Source organism: Sorangium sp. So ce295 (assembly GCF_051527405.1).
In the GTDB taxonomy this organism is placed as follows: domain Bacteria; phylum Myxococcota_A; class Polyangia; order Polyangiales; family Polyangiaceae; genus Sorangium; species Sorangium cellulosum_B.
This window is the reverse complement of record NZ_CP150324.1, coordinates 9,943,720-9,963,825: the sequence shown is the minus strand read 5'-3', so window position 1 is coordinate 9,963,825 and position 20,106 is coordinate 9,943,720. Positions and strand designations below refer to the sequence as shown.

General features: G+C 66.6%; 13 protein-coding genes. 9 read left to right on the top strand and 4 right to left on the bottom strand.

The features are described 5' to 3' along the window. Positions 1–316: 316 nt before the first annotated feature. The 8 genes from WMF11_RS37840 (at position 317) to WMF11_RS37805 (ending at position 11,789) form a co-directional block, all read left to right on the top strand. Positions 317–7,663, top strand: a complete 7,347-nt coding sequence (locus tag WMF11_RS37840; protein ID WP_437974234.1) for an RHS repeat-associated core domain-containing protein — start codon at positions 317–319, stop codon at positions 7,661–7,663. Positions 7,664–7,714: 51 nt separating this feature from the next. Beyond that, positions 7,715–8,020 carry a hypothetical protein gene (locus tag WMF11_RS37835; RefSeq protein ID WP_437904016.1) on the top strand — a complete coding sequence of 102 codons (306 nt, stop codon included), beginning with the start codon at positions 7,715–7,717 and terminating at the stop codon, positions 8,018–8,020. Positions 8,021–8,120: 100 nt separating this feature from the next. Beyond that, positions 8,121–8,441 carry a hypothetical protein gene (locus WMF11_RS37830; RefSeq protein WP_437904015.1) on the top strand — a complete coding sequence of 107 codons (321 nt, stop codon included), beginning with the start codon at positions 8,121–8,123 and terminating at the stop codon, positions 8,439–8,441. 2 nt (positions 8,442–8,443) lie between these two features. Next, positions 8,444–9,922, top strand: coding sequence for an RHS repeat domain-containing protein (locus tag WMF11_RS37825; protein WP_437974233.1), 1,479 nt, complete (start codon positions 8,444–8,446; stop codon positions 9,920–9,922). Next, positions 9,919–10,131 carry a hypothetical protein gene (locus WMF11_RS37820; RefSeq protein ID WP_437904013.1) on the top strand — a complete coding sequence of 71 codons (213 nt, stop codon included), beginning with the start codon at positions 9,919–9,921 and terminating at the stop codon, positions 10,129–10,131. The genes WMF11_RS37825 and WMF11_RS37820 overlap by 4 nt, the downstream gene beginning before the upstream one ends. Beyond that, the gene (locus WMF11_RS37815) at positions 10,128–10,466 is read left to right on the top strand and encodes a DUF6972 family protein (protein WP_437974232.1); all 339 of its coding nucleotides are present in this window, start codon (positions 10,128–10,130) and stop codon (positions 10,464–10,466) included. The genes WMF11_RS37820 and WMF11_RS37815 overlap by 4 nt, the downstream gene beginning before the upstream one ends. A 325-nt stretch (positions 10,467–10,791) precedes the next feature. Beyond that, positions 10,792–11,169: a papain fold toxin domain-containing protein gene (locus WMF11_RS37810; protein ID WP_437974231.1), complete on the top strand. Its 378-nt coding sequence runs from the start codon at positions 10,792–10,794 to the stop codon at positions 11,167–11,169. Next, positions 11,169–11,789 carry a hypothetical protein gene (locus tag WMF11_RS37805; protein ID WP_437974230.1) on the top strand — a complete coding sequence of 207 codons (621 nt, stop codon included), beginning with the start codon at positions 11,169–11,171 and terminating at the stop codon, positions 11,787–11,789. The genes WMF11_RS37810 and WMF11_RS37805 overlap by 1 nt, the downstream gene beginning before the upstream one ends. Here the strand turns inward: WMF11_RS37805 and WMF11_RS37800 are convergent. From WMF11_RS37800 to WMF11_RS37785, 4 genes are all read right to left on the bottom strand, one after another. After that, on the bottom strand, positions 11,779–12,090 hold the full coding sequence (locus WMF11_RS37800) for a hypothetical protein (RefSeq protein WP_437974229.1): 312 nt from the start codon (positions 12,088–12,090) through the stop codon (positions 11,779–11,781). The two genes, WMF11_RS37805 and WMF11_RS37800, sit on opposite strands and share 11 nt — an antisense overlap. Continuing rightward, the gene (locus tag WMF11_RS37795; protein ID WP_437974228.1) at positions 12,074–12,328 is read right to left on the bottom strand and encodes a hypothetical protein; all 255 of its coding nucleotides are present in this window, start codon (positions 12,326–12,328) and stop codon (positions 12,074–12,076) included. The genes WMF11_RS37800 and WMF11_RS37795 overlap by 17 nt, the downstream gene beginning before the upstream one ends. A gap of 71 nt (positions 12,329–12,399) precedes the next feature. Continuing rightward, entirely contained in the window at positions 12,400–13,620 is a 1,221-nt protein-coding gene (locus tag WMF11_RS37790; protein WP_437974227.1) for a DUF790 family protein, read from the bottom strand. After that, complete coding sequence (locus tag WMF11_RS37785; protein WP_437974226.1) at positions 13,607–13,825, bottom strand: hypothetical protein; 219 nt, start codon at positions 13,823–13,825, stop codon at positions 13,607–13,609. Before WMF11_RS37785 ends, WMF11_RS37790 begins: the two co-directional genes overlap by 14 nt. Positions 13,826–14,436: 611 nt before the next feature. On the opposite strand from WMF11_RS37785, the gene WMF11_RS37780 reads away from it, so the two are divergent. Next, on the top strand, positions 14,437–20,103 hold the full coding sequence (locus WMF11_RS37780) for a sensor histidine kinase (protein WP_437974225.1): 5,667 nt from the start codon (positions 14,437–14,439) through the stop codon (positions 20,101–20,103). Positions 20,104–20,106 lie beyond the last annotated feature (3 nt).

Here is a 20,106-nt window from a genome sequence, read left to right as displayed (position 1 = left end):
TCCGTCAGCGGACGAGCTTGGGGACGGCGGCGGATCTGCCGGGGGTTCGGGCACGCGTGAACGGCGCGTGAGGTGGCGCGGCAGCGACGCCAGCAAGAACGCGTCGCTGCCGAGATTGAAAGTGCAATTGATTTGCGTTGTCCTGGGTCGGCAATGCTGGTAGCGGTGCGGCGTTCAGCGGGACGATGGTCGTGTTGGACGGGAGGACAGAATGGCTTGGCTCGGAAGCGGTCGGTCGCGGTGGAGCGCTGGGCTGATCTGCGTCGTTGCCTCAGCATCGGGGGCCAGCAGCTGCGCAACGGACACCAAGGAAACGGTGTCCGTTGCGCAGCAGCAGGCGGTGGTCAGCCTGAATTTGACCTTTCCCGCTGGCGTGAATCGGCTGGATGGCGTGCTCAATGCCTCGGGATCCGTGAGCGTCGGCGATCGAGCTCAGGTGCTCGACAATGCCTCGCAGCCGGGCCTGGTGAGCTGCTCGGGCAGCTCGACGTGTTCCGTAGGCGTAGAGGCGTCCGTCGGCTCGATCATCAGCGTCGGGCCCGTCCGGCTGAGGAGTCGAGCGGTGGCCGGTGACGCCATCTCGGCAACCAGCATCACCAAGGACAGCGATGCCACGATTCGCGGCATCGAGGCGTCTCACGCTACCCTCACCCCGGCGACGAGCTTCTCGTTCACCGTGGATTTCCCCGACTCGGTCGCGGCCCCCATCTCGGTAGAGCCGAACACCAGCGATACCCTCGATCCGGGTCACTACTCGACGGTTACCGTCAAGCGCGCCGCTACCCTGCGCTTGAGCAGCGGCGATTACACGTTCCGCACCCTCGACATTCAGGACGAGGGCATCGTCTACGTCGTGGACGGCGCGAAGCTGGCGGTGCGCGATGAGTTGCTTCTGAAGGGCAACGCGTGGAGCTCTTCAGGACCGCCGCCGGTTCTTCCGGGCATCCCGCCGGTGTGGAACATCGTCTACGCCGGGACGCTCGACGTGGGCATCAATTCGGCGTTTCAGGGATCGCTGATTGCTCCGCGCGCGAAGCTCGTCCTGGCCGCCAAAGATCACACCGGCTGGTTCTATGCGAGAGACATCGACGTGCAGGCGGGGGCGACGGTGCGCGCGCGGCCCGGCACGCAGATCTGCATTCCGTCGCACGGTTGTACCACCATCGAGCAGCCACCGGCCGGCGTGCGCCTCCCCTTGCCGGATCCCTTGCCGACGACCGCGCCGGCGCCTGTGGGCGCGGTGCCGTGGAGCTTCGGCGTGACACCGACCGGCATGGCGGCGTACACGGTCCCTATCGAAGTGCCGCTGGGCCCAGGCGGCATCGCGCCGGCCATCTCCCTGAACTACGCCAGCGTGCAGTCGGTGGGCATCGCCGGAACGGGGTGGTCTCTCTCCGGCTTGTCGGCGATCGCGCGCTGCCCGAAGAGCTCCGGCACGGATGGTTTTGCTGCAGGCATTTCGGACACTCAGAAGGACCGGCTCTGCCTCGACGGCCAGCCGCTGATCGCTCACGAGGGACGGTATCGAACCGAGCTCGAGAGCTTCCGTCGCATCACGCCCATCGGCAGCCCCCAGGCGCCCAGCGGGTTCTTGGTGGAGCAGCGAGACGGAAAGAAGCTCGAATACGGCGGCAGCGGCGCCACGGATTCGCACGATGGCGTCATCCGCGCCTGGATGCTGCGGCGCGTGATGGACCGTAGCGGCAACGCCATGACAATGCGGTATCGAAGAGGCTGTGCCGACGGCGCGTGTTCGGATGCACCTCTGATCCCGGAGCGGATCGACTTCGGCGAGCACGTGAATCCGGATGTGGCCGGAGATCGCAGCGTTCGCTTCAGCTACGAGGATCGCCCGGACGCGCGCCAAGCCTGGCAGCGCGGCGCGCTCCGCACCTTGACGGCGCGGCTGACCCGTATTGCCACCTACGTGGGCGATAGCGAGCAGCGCTCGCACGAGCTGAGCTACGGGCCCGATCCCACGATCAGCAGGCTCGATTCGCTGCGGCAATGCGCGCTCGGGTCGTGCATGCCGGCGACCTCGTTCAATTACGACAGCAGTGAGGGGTTCAACATCGCGCGGCCCGCGGACGAGGTGTCGCCGCCGGAGTGGTTCGGCAATGGTGTCACGAGCGGCGCGCGGGGCCGAACGCTGGTGCTCGACGTCGACGGGGACGGATTCGACGATCTGCTTTATCCGGATATCGACGGCGAGCATCCCGACGGCAATCCTTCGTTCTCCTACTTCGTAGCTCGCTCGGCCGGCGCCGTGGCGGACTTCGTGGGACCGCGCTTCGAAGCGCCGTTCAATACGCAGCTGTCGGCGGACGGGGTCGGCTTGGGGAGCGTGCCCGTCAACTGCCTGTCCGGCGGTAACGTGTTCGATTACAATGGCGACGGTCGAGACGACATCGTCGACGAGTGCCCGCACAGGTCTTTCGGCTTCCGAGTGCAAATCTCCAACGGCAACGGGTTCGACGCCGTGCCGTTGTCCTTGCCGAACGACGGTTACCCCGAAGACCGCGTCTACACCGCCGATCTGACAGGGGATGGCCACGTCGACCTCATTCACTGTGCGTACGAGGAAGGCAGCACGGCTGCCGATCCGCGCTTCCGCTACGATCTCTACCAAAGCCTCGGCCCGGGGCAGGGCTTCGATGCTCCGCGCGATCTCATTCGCTACGGTCCAGGGTGCGAGTACGCGCCGTTGTTCATCGACGTCGATGGCGACGGTGTGGTCAACGTCGTCCAGCGCTCGCGCGATCCGTATCACGACTATCGGCTCGGGCTGCCCGCCGACTGGAACGTCGAGTACCGCGCGCTCTTCATCGACCCCGACGGGCACGCCTGGCGCGACATCGGCCTCGAGGTGCCGGAGATCCCCGTCGATATCGACGGTACGCCGCTGGGCTTGAACGCGGAGGAAGACTATCGACTCGAGGAGTACCTTTCAGACGGTCACCTGGTGCTGTCGCAGTACGCGAACGGATGGCAGTTGAAGAGCCTCGATGTCAACGGCGACGGGCTGGTCGACCTCTTGAATTATCGCGGCGATCTTCCCACGGAACAGCGCATGACGTTGTTCGTCAACACCGGCGACGGCTTCCGCCGCGAAGGCACGATGCTGCCGAGCGACGCGCCCTACATCTCTCGCTTCGCCTTTTATCGCTCGGTCCCCGTCGACCACGATGGCGACGGACGGCACGATCTGCTGGTTCCGACGGGGCTGTCGCGTAACGGCACCAACCTCGTCTGGTATGTGCTGCGGGCCTCGGGGACATCGGCCGCGTTCGAAGTGCAGCCCGCAACCGGGCCAGTCAGCGAGTTCACCCTCTTCGACGGGTCGGCGCCTATCCTGGCGGACGTCGACGGAGATGGTGGCGCGGATCTCGTCATGATGGACGCGCGAGCGCCGCACGGCTTGCAGGTGGCGTACAATCTCTCGTCGCGAGCCAATCTGATGCTCACGGCGCGCGACGGCCTCGGCAAGGGTGTGCACATTCAGTACAGCCCAGAGTCGGCGGAGCAGATCGGCTTCCGGACGTACGGTCAGACGGGCTGCTCGGCGGCGACACGGCAAACGGTGCAGTGCGTGCGCCGGGTGGGCCCCGTCGTCAGCAGCTACTCAGAGACCATCCGCGATCTGCCGCCGGATGCGCCGGGCGGCGGCACGCGCGTCAACATGAGGCACACGTTCGAGTACGCCGGCGCGCGGCGGGGCTTCCATGGCCGCGGCTGGCTGGGCTTCGAGCTCCGGAAGCGAGTGACTTACGATGGCGGCGCGAGGGTCCAGGTCGACGTCTGGCACTACGATAACAGCACGTACTTCGAGGAAGTCCCCGGCTCGGTCGTGGGCCGCGTCTATCCCTTCTCCGGGTTGGAAACGTTACACATTCAGACCTTCCCTCGGCTTCGCGAGCGACAGGTCGCTCGACTGTCCGCGGATTGGCAGCTGGAACTCTCGGACGCCGGGTTGCCGTTCGCTCAGTTGGCGACATCGCGCACGACGGTCTCCGAGTCCCGACCGGTGCCGCTTCAGGGAAGGAGCGTGCTCTCCGAGCTGAACGAATCCTTCCAGACAGATAGCTACGGCAACCGGACGCGTCATCAGTGGACCGTAGACGCTGGGGAAGACCTGGCGGAGACGCGCACCATCGTTCGAACCTTCAACCCCACCGCCGCTCAGCGCGCGTCGTGGCTGATTTCGCTGGTCCGTCGGGTTGAGGCAACCAGCGAGACGGCGGAGTCCGGCGTCACCCGGATCTCGATGTTCGACTATGACGACGCGGGCCGGCTCAGGCAAACCACGCGCGAGCCGGATGACGCTTACTACCGGCTCGTGACGACCGTGGTGGCGCGGCATTCGCGCACAGGTCACGTGCAGGAGGTGCGCGAAACGGCCGCGCAGGGGCAACAACGCACCCGTCGCGTGGTCTACGACGCTCGCGGCCTGTACCCCGTCAGCCATTTCGACGCCGAGGGCTTCGAGAGCCGTGTCCTCCACGATCCCGCAACCGGCAAGCTGCGGCTCGCCGCCGATCCGAACAGCATCGTCACTCGCTGGGGCTACGATGGCTTCGGGCGAGAGGTGACCGCGGAGACACCCAGCGCCACCACCACGACCACCTACGCGAACCTCGGCTTCCTCGACCGTGAGCGCATCGGTGTGGTGCGCCACACAACCGGCGGCGCGCACGTCGAGACCTTCCTCGACGGTTTTTCGCGCCCTGTTCGGCGCATCACCAAGGGGCTCCGTGGCACCGACGTGATCGAGCGCATGACGTACGACTCCTTCGGTCGCCTGCGCCAGCACGATCGCCCGCACGTCAGCGGCGATGCGTCTCAGGGCAGCCTGCTCTACCAGTACGATGACCTAGGCCGTCTTACCTACGAGGAGCGCGGCAGCGGTGGGAAATACCGCTTCGAGTACCTGCCGTTCTCGGATTTGCCCAGCGTCGCGCTCGACGCGCGGGCGCGGCGCGAGGCGGCAGAGGTGGTGCGACTCACGGATCCGGCTCAGCGTGAGAGCTGGGAGGTCATGGGCGTTCGCGGAGCGCCCGCCGCGACGATCGATGCCGCAGGAACCCTGACCCAGTTCTTCTACGGACCCTTTAACGATCCTATCGGGACGCGCGACGGCAAGGGTAACACCACGATCATTCAGCCAGATCGCTATGGGCGAACGGCCATGCGTCGGGACCCGGACAGCGGCGACCACCGCTTCACGTACTTCGCGTTCGGTGAATTGCGCACGCACACGGACGCGAGCGGCGACACGCAGACCTTGAGTTACGACGCGCTCGGCAGGCGCACTCTGGTGGTCGACGGCGACGGCACCCTGAATCGCTGGACCTACGACACGGGCGTCAACGCGGCGCACCGCGTGGCGCGCACGGAGCGCGTGGGCGAGTCTTCCGTCGAGTTCGGTTATGAGCCCCTGTCACATACCAGGAACCGCGGTCTGTTGAGCTCCGTCACGCAGACGGTAGCAGGCGAGTCCCTCTCGTCTCGGGTCGAGTACGACGAGTTTGGGCGGAGCTCCAGGACTCGCTATCCAGCCTCTGCGGGCAGCGAGCTCGTCGTCGGTCATGATTACGACGACCGCGGCAACCTGGTCAGCGTCTTCGACGACGACACCGGCGAGCCGTTCTGGGAGCTGCAGGAGGCGGATCAGGGCTATCGGATCGGCAGCGAGCGCTTCGGGAACGGCGTCGTCACGACGACGCGCTACACCGACGGCCTCGGGCTCGTGCTCAGCATCGAGAGCGCGCGGGGCGGCGAGCCGCTGCAGCGCCTGGAGCACCGCTACACCACGAACGGCAGCCTTCAGGTCCGGCTCGACGGGCTGGATTCGTCTCGCAACGAGTACTACTCGTACGACCCTCTCGATCGGCTGACGCGCGTCTCGCGCGCGATCCCGAGCCCGCTCGATCCCATCGACTTTGCTCCGGGTACAACCCGCTCGGAAATCGACTACGACGAGCTGGGGAACATCACCGCGAAGACCGGAATCGGCGAGTACAGCTACGCCGGCCCGCGGCCGCACGCAGTGACCGGCGCGGGCGACAACCACTACGACTACGACGCGAATGGCCGGCAGGAGTACCGCGCGGGCCCGGACGTGCTCGGGGGCGTGCAGGAGCTGACCTACAATGCGTTCGGCCTGCCCAGCTCGGCGCGCGTCGGTCAGGGAAGCGGCCAGACGCTCGTGGAGTTCGACTACGACGTCACGGGCGCACGCGTCCGCGAGCTCAGTCCGACGCACATGCGAGTCCAGCTCGCGACCCTCTTTCAGCGGGTAACCAGCAACGACGGCGCGACCGAGCACCGGCACCGCATTTGGGGGCCACACCGAGAGGTGGCTGAGGTGGTGGTGCGCGAGGAAGGTGGTGAGGTGTCGCGGAGCACCGTGTACCTGCACGCCAACGCGCTCGGCACGCCCGAAGTGCTGACGGACGAGGGCGGCGAAGTGATCCACCGCCAGGCGACGGACGCCTTCGGAAAAGGTGAGGAGCCGGTGGGGGGCGGCAGCGGCGTTCTCACGAGCTTCACGGGGCATCAACACGACCTCGAGCTCGGCGTCGTCGATATGCGCGGCCGCCTCTACGACGCCAGCGTCGGTCGCTTCTTGACGCCCGACCCAATCATCCAGGCGCCCTTCTACAGCCAGGGCCTGAACGCCTACAGCTACGTATTCAACAGTCCCACGAACTTCATCGACCCGCTGGGCTTGCAGGCGCAGCCTGCGGGCTCTGGAGGTTGCTCGGCGGTGTGGGGCTCCGGCCTCGACGGCAGCGGCCGACCGTATACCGTGACCGCGGAGATCGACGGGTGCTCACCAGCGCCGCAATCTGCACCTGAGAGCGCGCCGACCAAGGCGGCCCCGGCGACCGGTACGGAGGCGGCTATCGCCGGTGCCGCGGGGCTCGGGGTCGGGTTGGGGCTCGGCGTCGGCGCCAGCTACGCGACGGGTGCGTTTGCTTCGCTCGCCTGCGGCCCCGGCGCCCCGCTGTGCGCCGGTGCCGTCACGATCGGTATCACGCTTTCGCTCGCCGGCGCCGCCATCTACAGTCTCTGGAACGGCGGCGCCGAGCAGATCGCGGACTCCGCGAGCCGCCTCGCGAGCGGCGAAGGCACCGTCGACGACTACTTTCTCGGTGGCTCGCTCGTGGGCGGCCTCGCCTCGGGCCCCCTCGCACCCAGATTCAACGCATCAGGCGCGAATCCCGGTCTTCGCCTCCGCCAGCTGTTCACCGGCAGCGCCGCAGTGCGAGGACCCGCGAGCGGCGCTCGCGTCATCTCGCCGCCAGGACCGGGGCAATTGCTCCTCGGCGGGGCCGACAATCCGATGGGCGCGATGGTGCTCGAAGGGCACGGCAGCACGGCGGCCGGATCGTTCACCGTTCCGCAGGGCACGTATCTTCAACTGCCGAACTCGCTGTTCGTGGCTGAGGAGGCGGCTCAGGCGGCGGCCATGCGAGGCACGTATCCAGCCGGGCAGAGTTTCTTCATCGGCCCCGGAGGCAGTGCGCCGAACCTCATTCTTCACCCGCCGACGCCGGGCATGTTCGTAAGGCCGTCTTCGACTATTGTGAAGCGGCCGACGCTACTGCGAGACATCCTGGAACCCAACATGGGCGTGTGCGTATGGGGCGCGTGCAGATGACTGATTCAACGAGGTAGTACACGTAACCGATTTAACGAGGGAGTACAAACGATGATTCATCGACGCGGGATCACGTGCCAGATCACGGCCTATGAGGTTCCGGACCCCCCGTCCGATCCTGATGCGCGGGGACGCAAGTGGCTCGCCATCGCCACGGCCCATGTATACGATCCGAACATTGAACTGCCGGGATTGAAACCGGGACAAGCGGCGCTCGTTGGCGAGACGATGCGTGTCTTCAATGGTCGAGCCGCGGCCGACACCGAAGCGCAGGCGATGGCGGCGGCACTCCAGGCGTTGTTGTTCGAGCTGACTGCGAAGGGCTTCTCGGCGAATCACGACGTGAAGCTCTGGTGAAAAGCTGAATCGAACCCAGGTTGCTGCTGTCCCTCATTTCGCGATCGGTTTCGAGACCAGAGAGGACGGAGAACTTGTAATGGTCGTACTAGGCAAGCAAATGGCACGCCATGGACTGACCCTCCACCCCGACAAGACCCGGCTGCTCGACTTCCACCGGCCGCCGAGCGAGCAGATGGGTGGAAAGGGATCATCGACCTTTGACTTCCTCGGGTTTACGATGTGCTATCGTCGTACGCGACGGGGAAGATGGGAGATGTGGTGCAAGACGAGGAGTGCGCACCTCAGGCAGTCCGTCAAGGCCGTCCACCACTGGTTCCGGCGCCACCGGCACTGGGCGGTGAAGGACCAGCACGCCTCGCTCGTCCGGCGCGTCGTCGTGCATTACAACTACTTCGGGGGTGAACGGCAACGGCCCTAGGCGTGCAGGAGCTGACCTACAATGCGTTCGGCCTGCCCAGTTCGGCGCGGGTCGGTCAGGGAAGCGGCCAGACGCTCGTGGAATTCGACTACGACATCACGGGCGCACGCGTCCGCGAGCTCAGTCCGACGCACATGCGACTCCAGCTCGCGACCCTCTTTCAGCGGGTAACCAGCAACGACGGCGCGACCGAGCACCGGCACCGCATTTGGGGGCCACACCGAGAGGTGGCTGAGGTGGTGGTGCGCGAGGAAGGTGGTGAGGTGTCGCGGAGCACCGTGTACCTGCACGCCAACGCGCTCGGCACGCCCGAAGTGCTGACGGACGAGGGCGGCGAGGTGATCCACCGCCAGGCGACGGACGCCTTCGGAAAAGGTGAGGAGCCGGTGGGGGGCGGCAGCGGCGTTCTCACGAGCTTCACGGGGCATCAACACGACCTCGAGCTCGGCGTCGTCGATATGCGCGGCCGCCTCTACGACGCCAGCGTCGGTCGCTTCTTGACGCCCGACCCAATCATCCAGGCGCCCTTCTACAGCCAGGGCCTGAACGCCTACAGCTACGTATTCAACAGTCCCACGAACTTCATCGACCCGCTGGGCTTGCAGGCGCAGCCTGCGGGCTCTGGAGGTTGCTCGGCGGTGTGGGGCTCCGGCCTCGACGGCAGCGGCCGACCGTATACCGTGACCGCGGAGATCGACGGGTGCTCACCAGCGCCGCAATCTGCACCTGAGAGCGCGCCGACCAAGGCGGCCCCGGCGACCGGTACGGAGGCGGCTATCGCCGGTGCCGCGGGGCTCGGGGTCGGGTTGGGGCTCGGCGTCGGCGCCAGCTACGCGACGGGTGCGTTTGCTTCGCTCGCCTGCGGCCCCGGCGCCCCGCTGTGCGCCGGTGCCGTCACGATCGGTATCACGCTTTCGCTCGCCGGCGCCGCCATCTACAGTCTCTGGAACGGCGGCGCCGAACAGATCGCGGACTCCGCGAGCCGCCTCGCGAGCGGCGAAGGCACCGTCGACGACTACTTTCTCGGTGGCTCGCTCGTGGGCGGCCTCGCCTCGGGCCCCCTCGCACCCAGATTCAACGCATCCGGCGCGAATCCCGGCCTTCGCCTCCGCCAGCTGTTCACCGGCAGCCCTGCAAGGGAGGGAGGCAAGGCGTTCAGCGGCATAGCCTACGAACTGAAGCACATTCCGAAGCATATCGAGGGGACCCCCGCAGCCGCTCGCCTGGTCGCGAAGGATGGCTCGGCACACGTGTTCCACGATATGAGCACCCTAGCCCGGGTAGAGAACGCGATCTTCTCGGAGGGACAGTTTACGGGCGTCGTTAGGGGCACTGAGCGATTTGGTCTAACATTTGAGAACCCCATTGGGACCAGGATCGGAGCGGACGGAAGTCGAATTCCTCTATTCTATGGAGAAGCGACAGTCCGCCCCGGTGGTCTCTATCACATCATGCCCAGAACGGGACCGGCAGCGCCATGAGCACAAATTGGTACGAAGTATGGGCGAATGAAGGGCTGGATGTTCCCTACGTCCTGATTCTAAGGCCAACGGATCGTGGCTTTGAGATTCTGGATCCAGCGCAAGGGAATCGCAGGGTGTTCTCGACAGAGAAATTTGACGAAGCGCGCTACTGGCTTGGCGAGGACGAGTTTGTCTTCGTGGCACGGAAAGAAATCGATGAGCCATGACGATTCCGGTGGCACCCCACCAAGGAGTGGGCGACGATTACGTTCTGTGGAACAACGCCCACTCCGCGACGCTCGCTGACTATGGCCTCGTCGTGATCGTCACTGGGCGCTTTGGTCTGATGTTCGAGACCCCGATCGGACAACGTGTCGCCGCCTATGGGAGCCGCATCCCCCTCTATTACGGCGAGGCGAAAGTCAGTACCGACGGCCTCTATAACGTGATGCCGCGGACAGGACCAGCAAGGACGAGTACGACGCGAATGGCCGGCAGGAGTACCGCGCGGGCCCGGACGTGCTCGGGGGCGTGCAGGATGCCGCCGGCCTCTATCACGTGATGCCGCGGACAGGACCAGCAAGGTGACTATGGAAGCATGGTACGAGGTGTGGGCTGACGAGGGGCACCCTGTTCCCTGTGTGCTTCTTCTTCGACCGACCGAGGGCGGGTACGAGATTCTCGACCCAGGCCAAGGTAATCGTCAGCTCTTCCGAAGCGAGAAATACGAGGATGCACGGTTCTGGCTGCTAGAGGACGAGTTCGTTCTGGTTGGGCGAAAGGAACTCGATGAGCCATAGCTGTGGCTATCGACAAGTGAGCAGACCACCAGGAACCAGCTCCCCGACCTCGAAGCCCTGGCGTGCCAAGGGCCGTCGACCCGCCCGGTGTTGTTGGTGTCGAGCCTCGCCATCGACCGCTGTCCATGCGAAGCGATCGCGAGCCTGTCGCCAAGGCTGTTTCGACCGATGCAATGCACGCAATGTGCGAGCGCCATGGCCGATGCGCTGAAGGCCAAGGGGATCCCCGGCCAGATCCTCAACATCACCACAAATCGCGGTCCAGCCGGCCAAGTCGCGGACCACATGGTGAGCGACCTGGTCGGCCGCGGTGGGACTGCCCTAACCCAGAACGGCTTTCATCAGGCTGTTCGAGTTGGCGACATGGTTTTTGACAACTTCCTGCGTCAGGGCGTTCCCTGTGCTCAGTACGTCGAAGCCCTTGGCGCTCGCTTCGGAGTCACCATCCAAGCGGTTCCGTTCTGATGGGAGAAACAGAAATGACATCCGCTCTTCTAGCTCGTCGATTGAGTGCCATAGCCAGTCACTCAAAGCGGCTCGAGTGTCCGTCGCCGATTCATCTAGGTGCGTTCTTCTACGGCTACCTGCTCATCGTTCCTGGGCTTGCTTGGCTGAACGATACGCTAGATCGGCTGTTCAATGGCCCTGAACAGGCTCGCGCATGGACGCGTTCCTACCTTGCCTTGGGTGACGAGCTCGGAATGGCACGCATTCTCGAAGCCGCTATTGGTTTGCTCAACGATCCGAGCGGTCCTCTCGTCACCGTTGCTCATGGTAAGCCGGATTGGTTCGTGGATGTGGTTCTCGAAGCGCTAGATGCGAGGCGTCCAGCCACTCTCCTCGGCGAGTGCACAATCGAGTGGATGTACAACTTCGGACTCGGTGCGCAGGATGCGACCGAGGATCACTTCCCGGAGGTTGCGCGAGAAAGAGCGGAGCAGCTTGCTCGCTTCGAGACGTGGTTACAGGACTACTACGATTCTCCCGGAGTTCCGTGGCAACGCATTCTTCGTGGCTTCGAGGGTCCGGCCGAAGCTGCGATCTACCGCTTTGGTGAGCTCTGGAATGAGCACCTCAGCGGGTAGAGGCCGCAAAAGTAGAGCTTCCGTCGCGCTCGACGCGAACACCGTGGTCGCGGCCGTTGGGCCGCGCGCTCATTGACCGCGAGCTCGGCGTCGTCGCTTGGGCTTCGAGCATCTCGGAGAACGCGTCGATCCGGCTCGCGCGCTGCACGTGCTGCAGGCCCTGGATGACCTGGAAGACCGTCACGGCCGTCAACGTGTAGCGCCCGTGCTGCGAGAGGTAGTCGCTCGCCCTGGCGAGGACCGTCGCGTTTTTCCCCTTGAAGATCTCGGACCAGATGTCGGTGTCAACGAGGGTTCTCATCGTCGAGCCCCCTCGCCCGACCCCGAGCGCGTGCATCCGCCGTGAGCTTCTCCAGCTGGTCGGCGAGCTCGGGATCGTCGGCGAGCCAGCCGAGAGGCGAGACCTTCGGGCGGGGCAGCGACGCCTCCCGCGGGTCCGCCGACGCGTTCGCGATCTCATGGATCCGCTCCACGAGCCGCAGGCGCTCCGCTACAGGGAAGCTCCGGACTTCTTCGACGAGCTCGTCCACCGTTCGCATGAGAGACCTCCAGGCGTCGGAGGGCAGTGTACCCGGTCGAGGTGAGCCGGGCAGCGAAACTCCGCAGCGGCTCACGCCCCCCCGCGCTTCCCGTCCAGCCGCGCCAGCACCGCCCGCGGCGACATCGTCGCACGGTAGACATAGATCTCCCCGGCCTCGTCGTCGCCCAGCACCTCCTCGCTCACGCGGAGCTGCTTGCCGACCGCGAGCAGGATCCTCGCCGGAAACCCCTTCCGGATCAGCTCGACGCGCCGCCACACCGCGTCTCGGCTCCAGAACCCGAACGCCTCGAGGTACACCTCCTCTCCGGTCTCCGCGTTCAGGAACACCAGGTCAGGGACGCACACCACCTCTCCGGGCAGCGCGAACAGCCGCTCGTTCGGCGACACGGTCCAGGGCGACCCGAGCTTCCTGAACCCCTCGCAGAACGCGTCCAGCTCGGGCGTCGTCTCCGCGAGCTCGCGCCCGTGGTACAGGAGGCCGTCCGCCGGGCCGATCTCGACGGCGAGCGGCTCCTTGTCGCGCCCCCAGCGCAGGTCGGCGCGCAGCCGGAACGAGGCGCACGCGAGCACCGACGGCAGGAACATCGCGAGCCGCAGGCCATACCGCTGCACCGCGTCGAACAGGCTGAACGGGCCGTCGAGCGCGATCGTGTAGCCGGAGACCGGATCGCCCTGGACCACGTGGATGAGCCCGTGAAAGCGCGCCGCCCGGAAGATCCGCCGGTAGCGCTGGGCGCTCTCCCCCTCGATGCGGATCGTCACCTGCGTCGCCCGGAGGAGGATCGACTGCGCCAGCGAAAGGTTGTACCGATCCAGCAAGATCTCGGGCGCGTCCGCGGCCGCGCGCCGGAGGATCTCGGCGCCGCGCAGGTCGGCGTAGAGGCCCGCCTCGATCGCGGCGGGCGTCGTGCCGAGCCGGGCGGCCACCTCGTCGAGCACGGCGGCCCGGTCGAAGCGGGCGCGGACGTCGAGGGCGCGGTGCGCCGCCGCCGCCGCGTGGAACAGCTCGCGCCGGAGCGCCTCGGGATCGACGCCCTCCTGCACCTCGTACTCGCAGCCGTCCTCGAGCACCTTCCTCAGGCCGAGCGAGGCCACGCGATCCCGCGCGGGCACCTCGATGGCGTCGAGCGCGGCCTCGACCTCGTCGCGGCGCTCGCCGACGCGCTGCGAGAGGATGTCGAGGTACGCCCGCGCGACCGGCAGCAGGCGCTCGGCGGCCGCCCCGCGGAGGTACTGCGGCACGACCAGCCCGCCCCGGCGGCGGACGCGGACGAGGTCACTGGTAAGCAATGTGCTCCCGGCGCTCGTCGCTCACCCGCTCGCTCGTCGCGAGCGCCACGATGACGTCGTCGTAGCCCCTGCCGTCGGCGTGCTCGGGGGTGGCGGTAAGCCCGAGGCGGAACCGCGCACCCCGGGCGCGCTCGATGCCCACGACGCGAAGCGTGCCGCCCTGGGAGCTCACGACGATCGGCGCTGTGGGAACCGGCTTGGTCATCGGCACGCTCATTTGCCGCAGGCAGGGCCGCGTGCCAACCGGAGAGTGAAGGGCACGACCGCCGCGCCGAGGTGCGCCATACTCCGGCCCCACGACGGAGAGCGGGCCCAAGACGCCCGACATGACAGACCTCGCGGCCGCCTGTGCGGCGGCCGAGGAAGCCTTTCGGCGGGGCGACCTCGACCGCGCGCGAGCCGCCGCCGACCGCGCTGAGGTCGACGTCGACGACTATGGCGAACGGGGAGTTCGGCTGTCATCGCTGCGGAGGCGGCGCGCCAGATCGAGAATTGCGGGCGTCCGCAGGGTCGGCCGGCGCGCGACGCCGGACCGACGCGTGCAGCGCGCATCGGGCAGGCTTGCGTGCTCGGCCGTGACGCAAGCTGGATGGACGGCCCGCCCGCTCGGCACCTCGCGATCCCGCGATTGGGAAGGCGGCCCACGCTTGCCGAGCACGGCAGCACGGCAGCACGGCAGCACGGCAGTACGCGAGGACGGGAGGACCGGAGGACGGGATGCGTGGGAGCAGAGTCTTCCGGGGTAGGCTTGCTCATACTACATTGCGCAGTCATGCTCAGGGTAAGCGACTCCATCGGTCCGCGCGGATTCCCACCATGAGCTCCTCCGTTTCGTACACGATCACGGAGTCTCTCGCCCACGGAAGCCGAGCCACCCTCTATCGCGCGATCCGGAGCGCCGATGGTCGCTCCGTGGTCCTCAAGGTGCTCGATCCGCAGCGCAGCCGACCGAAGGACCTCGAGCGTCTGCAGAACGAATTCGAGATCGGCAGGTTGCTCGACTCCACGGCTGTCGTCAAACCGCTCGCCCTCGAGACCTACCAGGGCATGCCCGCCCTCGTCCTCGAGGACTTCGACGGCCGGTCCTTGGGCGAGCTGCTCGGCGGGACGCCCATGCCGATGGATCGCTTTCTCCCGCTCGCCATGGCCATCGCGAGGGCGCTCTCGGAGATTCACCGAGCGGGCATCGTCCACAAGGACGTGAAGCCAGAGAACATCCTTGTGAACCCCGCCACCTTCGAGCTCAAGCTCGCCGACTTCGGGCTCGCGTCCCGCCTGCCCCGCGAGCAGCCTCCCCGGCTCATCGAGGGATCGTTGCCCTACCTGTCGCCCGAGCAAACGGGGCGGATGAACCGCGCGATCGACAACCGCTCCGATCTCTACGCGCTGGGCGTCACGTTCTTTCAAATGCTCACCGGAGAGCTCCCCTTCGAGGCGAAGGACCCCGTGGAATGGGTCCATTGCCACGTCGCCCGCGCTCCTCCTTCTCCTTCGGCGCTCGTTCTCGAGGTGCCCGAGCCCATCGCGCGCATCGTCTCGAAGCTGCTCGCCAAGATGCCCGAGGATCGCTACCAGAGCGCCGGCGGCCTCGTGGCCGATCTGGAGCGCTGCCTCACCCAATGGCAGGCCTGCGGACGGGTGGAGCCGTTCCCGCTCGGCCAAGACGATATTTGGGACCGCCTCCAGATCCCGCAGCAGCTGTATGGGCGGGAGCGCAAGACGGCCGCGCTGCTCTCTGCCTTCGACGCCGTGGCGACGACCGGCGCGCCCGCGCTGGTGATGGTGTCCGGTTATTCGGGCGTCGGCAAGAGTGCCCTCGTCAATGCCTTGCAAAAGCCGATCGTCGAAAAGCGGGGCCGCTTCATCGCCGGCAAGTTCGACCAGTACAAGCGCGACATTCCCTACGCCACCCCGGCCCAGGCCTTCCAGGGTCTGGTCCGCCAGATCCTGGGTGAGAGCGACACCAGGATCAGAGAGTGGAGGGACACGCTGCGCGAGGCGCTTGGCCCGACTGGCCAGCTGATGGTCGATCTCATCCCCGAGCTCGAGCTCGTCATCGGGCCCCAGCCGCCGGTGCCGGAGTTGCCGCCGCAGCAGGCGCGGAACCGCTTCCAGTTGGTGTTCCGGCAGCTCATCGGGGTCTTCGCCCAGGCCGCGCATCCACTGGTGCTCTTCCTCGACGACCTGCAATGGCTGGACGCGGGGACGCTGGCCTTGCTCGCCGATGTGGTCACTCACCCGGACGTGCATCACCTGCTTCTGGTCGGGGCCTACCGCGACAACGAGGTCGACTCGAGTCACCCGCTGATGCGCAGCCTGCAGGCAATCCGAAAGGAGGGCGGCATCGTTCACGACGTCGTCCTCACTCCCCTCTCGCAGAACGATGTCGGGAGATTCGTCGCCGACGCGCTTCATGATCAGCCTGAGAGGGTCAGGCCGCTTTCCGAGCTCGTCTTCGAGAAGACCCATGGTAATCCGTTCTTCACCATCCAGTTCCTGACGGCCCTGGCCGAGGAGAAGCTACTCGGCTTCGATCCCGGCACGCGGGCGTTTCGGTGGGATCTGCGGCGCATCCACGCCAAGGGTTATACCGATAACGTCGTGGACCTCCTGGCGGGCAGGATACACCGGCTGACCGCGGCTTGCCGGAAGACCCTGCAGGTCTTGGCGTGCCTGGGGATCCGCGCGGAGACCGAGGTCCTAATGCGCGCGCTGGGGGACACCGAGGAGCCCGCCATGGCCGGCGCCCCGGGCGGCCCGGACGAAGGGCTTCACGCCCCTCTCCGGGAGGCCGAAAGGGCCGGGCTTCTTCTCAGGCAGGGAAACAGCCACGCCTTCGTCCATGACCGCATCCGGGAAGCGGCCTATGCCACGATGGCTCCGCCGGAGCGCGCCGGAGAGCATCTCCGCCTCGGCCGCCTGCTGCTCGCGGGCCGGACCGCCGAGGGGGTCGGGGACGATGTCTTCGAGCTGGTGAACCAGTTCAATCGCGGGCTTAACCTCCTTGCGGACGCCGGGGAACGGGACTTGGTTCGCCGCCTCAATCTCCGGGCGGCGAGCAGGTCCAAGGCCGCCATCGCCTACGCGGCGGCGCGGGAATACCTGGCCCAGGCGAACGCGCTTTTGCCCACGGATCCCTGGACCGAAGACTATGCCGAGGCGTTCGCGATAAGACTGGAGTTGGCCGAATGCGCGTATCTGGTGGGCCGCTTCGAAGAGGCGGACGCGCGGTTCCGGGAAATCCTTGAGAAGGCCAGGACCGACATCGACCGGGCTAGGGTGCTCAGACTGCGGATCCCGCTATACGAGAGCTCAGGTCGGTATGGGGATGCGCTGGAGGCCGGGCTCGCCGCCTTGCGCCTGCTCGGCTTCGCCATTCCCGATGCGGAGGAAGACATCTGCGAGGCCGTGGAGGCGGAGCAGGCGGAGATTCCCGCCCTCTTGAGCGGCCGGCGCATCGCCGACCTGGCCCTGGCTCCGGATGTCTCCGATCCCCGGGTGCGGGCGAGCCTCGACCTGATTGCGGACACCGGGTCGCCGGCGTACCAGGTGAGGCCGGGATTATTCCCTTTGCTTATCTTCCATGGACTCACGCTCTCCCTCAGGCACGGCAACACCGCATCCGCCTGCGCCATCTATAGCGGCTATGCGATTCTGCTGGTGAGCCTCTACCGTGACGTTCCCTCCGCCCTGGCCTTCTCCGAGATGTCCCTGGCGCTGAATGCGCGCTTCCGCGATGCCACTCGGAAGGCGTCCCTGCTAAGCATCCACGGGGGGACGGTCCATTGCTGGGCCCGCCCCCTCGCGGCGTCCAAGAGAATCCTGGAACAGGGCGTCGAGGCGGCGCTCCAGACCGGCAACCATAACTACGCCTTCTTTTGCGCGATGCAGGCGTTCTGGTTCGACGTGGAATCGGCGGAATCCATCGGGGGGGCCCAACAAAACAGCGAGAGGTACCGCGCCCTCGAGGACCGGATCCATAGCGAAATCAACTCCCTGTTTTTTCGCATGTGCGAGCAGTTCCTCCTCTGCCTGCGGGGACTCACCTTCGGTCCGCCGAGCTTCGAGGACGGGACCTTCCAGGAGGAGGCCAGTCTCGCGGCTTTCCGTAAGGCCGACTTCAAGATTGGTCTTTACAGTTATCATGTTTTCAAGCTGGTCGCCGCCTTCACCTTCGGAAAGTTCGCGGAGGCGCTGGCGCATGCCGACAAGGCCGGGGAGCTGCAAGGAAAGCAGCCGCTCATCAACATTCTCAATGTCACCCATTGTTTTTACCACGCCCTCACCTTGACGGCGCTCCATCCGCAGGTCCCGCCCGAGCGGCAGGCCGAATTCGGCCAAAGGCTGGAGGGCCTGCTGGCCCAGCTGAAGTACTGGGCCGACAATTGCCCGGAAAACTTCCGGAATCGCCATGTCCTGGTCCTGGCGGAGAAGTGCCGCATCGAAGGCCGGGACCTCGAGGCCATGGCGTTCTACGAGCAGGCCATTCGCTCGGCCCACGACAACGGCTTCGTGCACCACGAGGCGCTGGCCTACGAGCAGGCCGGCCGGTTCTATGCGGGCCGCGGCCTCGACACGAACGGCGTTACCCATCTCCGCAACGCCCGTGCCTGTTATGCCCGCTGGGGGGCCGACGGCAAGGTCAAACAGCTCGACCAGCAGTATCCTCACCTCTCCGATTCGAGACTCTCCGCGACCACGGCCACTGTCACGATGTGGGCCGAGCAGCTCGACCTCTACGCGGTGACCAAAGCGTCCCAAACCATCTCGGGCGAGATCGTCCTCGACAAGCTCTTGCGGACGCTGCTCACGATCGTCCTCGAGCAGGGCGGGGCAGAGCGCGCTTGCCTCGTCCTACGTCAGGGCGAAACCTTCTCGGTGGAAGCGGAGGCGACCCTCGATGCCAAAGGGGTCGTCACGATCGATCTCGAGCCGGCGCCGTTGGAAGGCTCCCCGCGCATCCCGACGTCCGTCGTCCGCTACGCGCACCGAACCAAGGGGCGCGTCATCCTAGACGAAGGCGACGCGGGCGAGCTCGCCGGTGACGACTACTTCGCGGCGCACCGACCCAAGTCGGTGCTGTGCATGCCCATCCGCCGGCAAGCCGAGGTGGTTGGCCAGCTCTACCTCGAAAACGATCTCCTCGTTGGCGCCTTCACGCCCGATCGGCTCGCGGCCCTGGAGCTCCTCGCCACGCAGGCGGCGATCTCCTTGGAAAACGCCCTGCTGCTCGCCAAGGAGAAGGCCGCGCTCGCAGGGGCCGCGTTCCTCGCAGAAGCGGGAGCGGTGCTCTCCGAGTCGCTGGATTACGAAAAGACGTTTGCTCGTCTCGGGCGCCTCTGCGTGCAAGAACTCTCGGACTGGTGCGTCATCCACATCGTGGAGGACAAAGAAATCCGGCGCTTGGCCGTGGCGCACCGAGATCCCGCGAAGGAGCCCATGCTCCTCGAGGTGCAGCAGCGGTATCCTCCCCGCTGGGATTCGTCCCACCCCGCCATCGTGGCCCTCCGCACGGGCGAAGCTGTGCTCACGCCGGAGATAACCGACGACTTCGTTCGAGCGGTATGCCACGACGAGGAGCACCTGCGGCTCGTTCGCGCGCTCGGCGCGCGGACTGGGCTGTCGGTGCCGCTCGTCGCGCGCGGGCAGAAGCTCGGCGTGCTCAGCCTCGTCTCGGACGCGCCGGGGCGTCGCTACGGGCGCGCCGACCTCGATCTCGCAGTGGAGCTGGGGCGCCGCGCCGCGAACGCCATCGACAACGCCCGGCTCTACCGCGCTTCGCAGGAGGCCGTCCGCGCCCGCATCGAGTTCCTCACGATCGCAACCCACGAGCTCAACACGCCCCTCACCTCGCTCACGCTTGCGGTGCAGTCGCTTCGCAGGGCGGCACCTTTGGGGCGAGTCATCGATCCGCAGGTGCTGGATCGGCGGCTCGAGCTCCTCGAGCGACAGGGGACCCGGCTGACCCGGCTCATCCATGATCTGCTCGACGTCTCGCACCTCGACACGGGGACGCTCGTGCTCGAGCGCGCGGACGTCGACCTCGGCGCCCTCGTCCGCGAGGTGGCCGAGCGCTTCGAGGCCGACCTCGCGGGGGCCCGTTGCTCGGTGTCGATCCAGACCGGCGCGCCGGTGTTTGGCAGGTGGGATCGATCCTGTCTCGACCGGGTCGTGACCAACCTGCTCTCCAATGCCATCAAGTTCGGCACCGGCAAGCCCATCGAGATCGCCGTCGGCGCCGAGCGCGGCATGGCGCAGCTCGCCGTGCGCGATCACGGCATCGGCATCGCCCCCGAACAGCGCGATCGGATCTTCGGCCGCTTCGAGCGCGCGGTGTCGGAGAGGCATTACGGCGGACTGGGCCTGGGCCTGTACATCAGCCGCAGGATCGTCGAGGACCATGGGGGCTCGATCCGATGCGAGAGCCGGCCGGGCGCCGGGGCCACGTTCATCGTCGAGCTTCCTTGCGCCGAGCCAGCGTGATGC